This window comes from Flavobacterium sp. YO12, from assembly GCF_004119495.1.
In the GTDB taxonomy this organism is placed as follows: domain Bacteria; phylum Bacteroidota; class Bacteroidia; order Flavobacteriales; family Flavobacteriaceae; genus Flavobacterium.
The window spans coordinates 1-7,346 of sequence record NZ_NRQU01000109.1 but is presented as its reverse complement, the minus strand read 5'-3'; the positions used below and the strand labels follow the sequence as shown (position 1 = coordinate 7,346).

General features: G+C 36.6%; 1 pseudogene. It reads left to right on the top strand.

The window, feature by feature from the left end:
• Window positions 1–614: 614 nt before the first annotated feature.
• Window positions 615–7,346, top strand: a pseudogene (locus BOW55_RS20175) (hypothetical protein); the annotation flags it as partial.

Below are 7,346 nucleotides of genomic sequence, written 5' to 3'. Positions count from 1 at the left end.
TATTATTTTAGCTTTATTTTTTATGAGTTTGTATAAAATTAAATTGATTTTCGAATTTAGTTTTAGTTCCACTTCAAACTTATTTTTCAAATTTTACAATTTTGTTGCTTTTTCATTTTCAAAATCCAATCGGCGATTTTGTTGATGGAAGAAGTTTTCTGTTTTTTTAAGCAGAATTAATTATTTATTAAGCGTATTGCATTTAATATTAGAATTTATTCTAATGAAACAAAGTTTACAGAAAGAGTAATCAACTTTCTATAAAATTGAATGATAATATATTTAATAGAATTACCCCCAGTTCTCTTAAACTTAAATTTTCTTTTATGAAAATTATCCCTCTAACAAATCACTCCTCGAGGAAGTCTGGTTTAGATCAGTATTTCCAAAAAGTTTCAAGACATTTTTTGTTCAAAGTGAGCAAAAAGTGCTCTTTAGTATACTTTGGTATACATAATACAACATAATTTTTATTAAAGTGCAGTTTTAATTTTGGATTACTAAAAATTAAAATTTCATTCTAAATGTTTGATTATTAACAGTTTTAAAATTGCCTAAGCATACGTGCTTACCGCAACAGGTATTTTATTGTCCATTTTCTAATCTTCCAAATTATGAAAAAAATTACTTTTTACGATCTCATCTTAAAGAAGAGATTATTTGGTTTGGTGTTTTTACTGCTGCTCAGTAATATAAATTTCGCGCAAACTTTTTGTAGACCCACTTCGCATACTACTAATAGTACGGGATTGTGCATTGGTTCTGGTATAACCAATCCTGGTTTTGCTTACGATGCAGAATCAAGTGCAGTACCTACGACAGCTACATCTCTCAGTACTGTTTTAGGGGTTGGTTGTACTCTTAGGGAAACTTTGATATTTAATCAAACGGCAAAAGCTGGTGATCAAATTGTATTATACATAGGCAGCGGCAACGATTTACTTGACTTAGAACTGCTTTCAACTGCAACAATTCAGCCATTTTTGGGTGTTACAGATAGTGGAGCAGATATTGGATTAGGCAACTCTATTCTAAATCTATCATTACTTTCTGGTAATAAGGTTGGTGTTGTACGATACACTTTGACTAAGGATGCCGATCGACTTGTAGTTAAACTTGGGGGCGCTATTGGTGTACTTAATAGTTTGCTTCTTTATGATGTGCGATTGCAATTTGCAAAACCTACTATTACGGGAGGGGAGACTCAATCAGTATGTTATGGGTCATCTGTAGCGCTTTCTGCAACTGCAGCTGCTGGTACAACTATTGCTTGGTATAATTCTCCAACATCAACCACGCCGCTTTCGACTCTTAGTACATTTACTACACCAAGTTTAACAGCTACAACTACGTATTATCTTAGTACTTCGAGAGTGGCTGGTTGTGAAAGCAGTGAACGATTACCTGTTACTATAAATGTTATTAATCCGATACAGCCAACTATTAGTACTACGGGAACAACGATTTGTTCTGCGGGTGCAACTCAGGCAACTACATTATCTGTAATTAATCCTGTATTTGGTACTGATTACAGATGGTATGATGCAGAAACAGGAGGAACTCTTTTGACAACAGGAAATACTTACGCTCCTACAGTTCCAATAGGTGTTACAAAATTTTATGTTGAGGCGGCAATTGGAAGCTGTAAAACAACAAGAACTACGGTAACTGTTACATCAACGGCAGTTCCTGCAAATCCAACGGTATTGACTCAGAGTGTGTCGATACTATCAGGACAAAATGCAACTTTAAGTGCTTTTACAAATGAATCAGGGGTTACTTTTGATTGGTACGATGTAAATACTGGAGGAACTAAATTATTAGGAGACTCAGATACTTTTACTACACCTATTTTAATTGCGACAAAAACTTTTTATGTCGAGGCTCGTAATAGTGCTGGTGGTTGTGTTAGTGCTTTAAGAGTTCCTATAACAGTTACGGTTGCAGCTGCGCAAGGCAGCTGCTTGCAGGCAAACAGCCAGCAGACTTCTCAGAGCGGGCTTTGTTTACTTTGTGGTTCATCAGATCAGAATAAGTCGGTTGATGGCGATAATAATTCTGCAGCAAGGCTGTCTGTACCTGTTGGACTCATTAATGATTGGGTGCAGCAGATTTTGCAATTTAATAATGCAGGTCAGGCGGGAGATGTTATTACAGTTGAGTTAGGAATTCCAGGCGGCTTAGCAGATGTTGGTTTATTAAGTTATATCTCTCTTGCAACTTACAATGGCGCTACATTTAATAACGATCGCGCGGCTGTAAACTCTCTTTTGAATGTTCAGTTATTAGGAGGAGAACGCTTTAGAGTTACTTTAACGGCAAAAGCAGCTTTTGATCGAGTAGAGGTTAGATTGGGAGGATTGGCTTTATTATTAACTAGTCTTGACATTTATGGAGCCTCTTATAAGTTTAAGGAAAGAACTATCACTGGAAATAAAACGATTTGCAGTGGACAAACAACAACATTAACAGCCGATGTCGCTTTAGGTGAATCGATTAAATGGTATGATGCTGCAACAGCAGGAAATTTATTAACAAGTACGGCTGCTTTTACAACTCCTGCTTTAACAGCAAATACAACTTATTATGTCGAGGTAACTCGCAATGGATGTGTTAATAGTGAAAGGTCGGCTGTTCTTGTTACTGTAAATAATCCTGTTACATCTACTATCACGGCATCTCCGTCAAATCTTTGTGCAGGACAATCAAGTACGATAACAGTCGATTCGCCGGTTGTGGGTACAACTTATAAATGGTATGATGCATTAACTGGAGGAAATTTAGTTTTTACAGGAACGTCTTATACAACTCAAAATCTATCGACTACTACTTCTTATCATGTTGAAGCTGTGATTGGAGATTGTGTAAGTCCGCGTTCATCGGTAACTCTTAATGTAAGTCCCCGACCTTCAGTACCTGTTCCTGCAAATTCGAACGTGGTTATTCAGTCTGGACAAAGTATTACTTTAGAGGTTTTAAATCCTGTCGCTGGTGTTTCTTATAAATGGTTTGATACAGCAACAGGAGGAACTCCTTTAAATCTAAGTGATGGAGCTAGCACTTATACACCTGTCCCTGCTTTAACCGCGAGTAAAACATTTTATGTTGAAGCCCGTGCTACAGCCTCAGATTGTGTAAGCAGTTCAAGAGCCGCAATCAATGTATCTGTAATTAACAGTGTTGATGTTTGTTTGAGACCAACTACGCAACAAACGAGTTTGAATGGTGCTGTGTGTACTCTTTTTTGTGGTGTAACAGATCCAGATTTTTCAGTAGATGGAGATAATACTACCGCAGCAAAACTTTTTTTAGGACTTGGTATTTTATCAACCTTAGAACAAAAGTTAATTTTTACAACAACGGGTCAAGCGGGAGATATTATAGATGTAGAGTTAGGATTGCCAGGAGGAATTGTTGATCTTGGACTTGTTTCTAATGTTACATTAAGAAGTTTTAACGGTGTAACTCCAAATAATGATTTGACCACTATTGGAGCTCTCGTAAATGTTCAGTTGTTGGGAGGAAATCGATTTAAAGCAAGTTTTGTTGCGGGAGGATCATTTTCAGCCATTCAAGTTGCATTAGGAGGATTAGCAACTGTAGCAACTAGTTTAGATATTTATGGCGCTTCATATAGATATAAAGAAGCAACTGTTTCAGGAACTACTGTTTGTGTTGGGAAATCAACAAATTTGGCGGTTACTTCAGATACAACAGGAAAAACATACAAATGGTATAATCTGCCTACAGGAGGGACTGAGCTTTCTGCACTTTCAACTTATACTACACCAGCATTAAGTACAAGTACTACTTATTATTTAGAAGAAACGCGTGGAACTTGTGTAAATTCTACTCGTCAGGCAGTGACAGTAAATGTTGTACCAGTTCCAACAGCTGCGGATATTTTAATAAGTAGTCCTTTGACAGCTTCTTGTGCAGGAGGAATTGTACTATCTCCGACATCTTCTTTAACAGGAGTGATATTTAACTATTATGAAAATCAGAGTGACATTACACCAATTGCAAATGGGACAATAGGAGGTATAACATATTCAAAAGATGGTGTAACAGGTGCTTTAACGATTACTGGATTAACAGCTTCTAAAAACTATTATATTTCAGTATTTAATCAAGGTTCTTGCGAAAATGCAGCTGGAGACCGAAAAGAAGTGGTAGTGAATTATTCAGCTACTCCAACTTTGACAGTTTTAGCAACTTTTTCAGGTTGTGCGAAAGTAAATCTAAAAGATGCGATTACAAATTTTGATAACACAGGAAATACAACTTACACTTTCTACAGTCCAATAAATACTCAAATTACAGACGAAGCGGCTGCAAATATTACTACAGGTGGAGATTATTGGATTCAAGCTCAAACGACAGGTAATAGCTGTTTATCGGCCAAAGAGAAAGTAACTGTTACAATTAATCCAATTCCAACTTTAACAAATGTAACCTCTAATAGAGTAGTTAACAAAGGAGAAGTTGTAACATTAAATGCAACGTCAAACGCACCAATAACTTGGTATGATCCGCAAGGAAATGCATTGCCATCAAATAGTACAGGAGCACTTAACACTGTTGGTGTTTATACCTATACTGCAATTGCTAATAACGGAACGTGTACCAATAGTCAAACGGTAACAATTAGTGTTATTGATCCTTTGGATTGTGATACTTTATTAGAAAGAGTTTATGCTAATGCACAATCTTTTGGATCAATTCTTACCGGAGGTGTTTCAAATGAGGCTTTAGCAGTAGATGGTAATCCAAGTACATATTCGACAATAACTACAGGTTTAGGACTTTTGGGTATCGGAACGACATGGCAAAACCTGCAATGGCCAACAACTATTTCTAAAGGAACTCCTGTAACTGTGAAACTTGGTTTAGAAAACAGTTTAATTGCGGTAGGACAAAGTATTACAGTAGTGGGTACAAAACGTGATGGACTTGGAAATCCAATTGATATTGGAACTCTGCAATCTGTATCGGGATCATTAGTGAATTTATTATCAGGTCAAAATTCATTCGAATACACTTTTGTTCCTTCTGATGTTTCAGGTACTAAAGATTATGACGGTATCAGAGTACAATTAGGATCAGTTTTAAGTGTGGGACAAAGTATTAATGTTTATGATGCTCATTACAAAAAACAAGTAACACAAATTACATGTGGTCAGGGCGATATCGAAGATATTTTTTCTGGAGTAAGAGATTTAGGAGTTGGAGCTTTAACTACTACAGTAGGGGTTTCTCAACCTTGGAATGCTGCTGATGGTGATGTGGGTACCTATGCTACAATGTTTAGTGGAGCAGGAGTTTTGGCCGCAGCCGAACTTACAGCGGCTTTTAGAACACCATCAATGGTTGGTGATAGCCTTAGAATAGTGATTTCTAAACCTGGTACAATTTTAAATCTTAATTTGCTTACAGGGTTTGTTATCCAACTTTATTCAGGAAATATTGAGGTTGGAGCACCTATTAAGAATGACAGTAATTTGTTGAGTTTAAAATTACTTTCAGGCGATACTATGGCTATGACAATTCTTGCACCTCAAACTCAGCCTTACGATAGAGTTAAAATTAGTTTAGGTGGTGTAGCAACTGTATTTGATCAGCTTAGAGTTCATAGTATAGATCGAGTAACCAATACGAAGGTTATAGGCAGTGATATTAATAATACGCTCACGGTCTGTCCAGGTTCTGAACTAAAATTGGAGGTTGCTCCTAAGAATTGTTCGACTTACGCTTGGTATGATTCTCCAACTGGCGGTAATGTATTGGCTAATGGTCAATCTTATACACTTCCAGCTGCAATGGCAGCGGGTACTTATAAATATTATATTCAACCTATTCGTTATGGTTGTCCCGCTTTAACAAGAGGTGTTGTAACAGTTGTGGTTAGAGCAACCACGCCAGCTGCAACTATAGCTAGTGTAAAAATAAATAATGGATCTAGTACCGTGATTTGTTCTGAAAATGGAGATGTAAGCTTAGAAGCAGTTTTAGTTACACCTGTACCAACACTTACAAATCCAGTTTATCATTGGTATAGTTTTGATGGAACAACAAGTAATTTAATCGCCGGAGAAACAGCTTCAATATTAAACGTAACAGGATTAGCTCCTGGAACTTATACTTATTATGTAGGACTTAGTTCTGATGAATATTGCGAAACTGCTCCAGGCGATAGAAAACAAGTAACATTTACTATTTTACCAACTTCTCTTCCAACGGATATTTCAGTTGATAATGATTCCGTTTGTCACAATACAACAGCGACTTTAACGCCTTCAAGTTCTTTGGTAAATCCTGTATTCTTTTGGTATTTGGATGCTAATAAAACGAAGCCAATTTTAACTGGTGTAATTGATGGTGTAACTTACACAGTAGATAATGCAACAGGAGTTTTAACAGCCTCTGGTTTAACAGCAGCAGTGAGTCCTATGACCTATTATGCAGCAGTTAAAAGTGATAATACTTGTCCAAATAAAGCTGGCGAGCTTAAAGAAGTAACGGTAACAGTTACTGATCCAGCAACACCAACAACTGATGATAATACTCAAGATTTTTGTGTAATAAACAGTCCAAAAGTTTCAGATCTTAAAACTAATGAAACTGATGTTGTTTGGTACGATTCGCCGACAAGTACAACTCCACTATTAGCAAGTGATCCATTGACTAGTAAAATTTATTATGGAGTACTTTCTGTTCCTATAAAATTGAACCCAACGGTTTATTGTGAAAGTAAAAATAGATTAGCAATTACAGTTACCGTTACAGATCCAGGCACACCAAATATTGCAGATAAAGATCAAGACTTCTGTTTAGTAAATGCGCCGACTATTGCAAGCATTAATGTAAGCCCAGAAACAGGAAATATAGTTTGGTATGATGCCTTAACAGGAGGAAATGTAGTAACAGCAACAACAGCATTAACTACAGGAACTTACTATGCGGCTTTGAAAAATGCTGCAACAACTTGCGAAAGCAATGTAAGACAAGCTGTCGTTGTAAGTGTTACAGATCCAGGTACACCAAACATCACAGATAAAGATCAAGACTTCTGTTTGATAAATGCACCAACAATTGCAAGCATAAATGTAAGTCCAGAGACAGGTAATATTGTTTGGTATGATGCCTCAACAGGAGGAAATCTAGTAACAGCTACAACAGCATTGACAACAAGAACGTATTATGCTGCTTTAAAAGATGCCACCACAACTTGTGAAAGCAATGTAAGATTAGCTGTTGTAGTAAATGTATCAGATCCAGGTACACCAAACATCACAGATAAAGATCAAGACTTCTGTTTGATTGATGCTCCAACTATTGCAAGTATC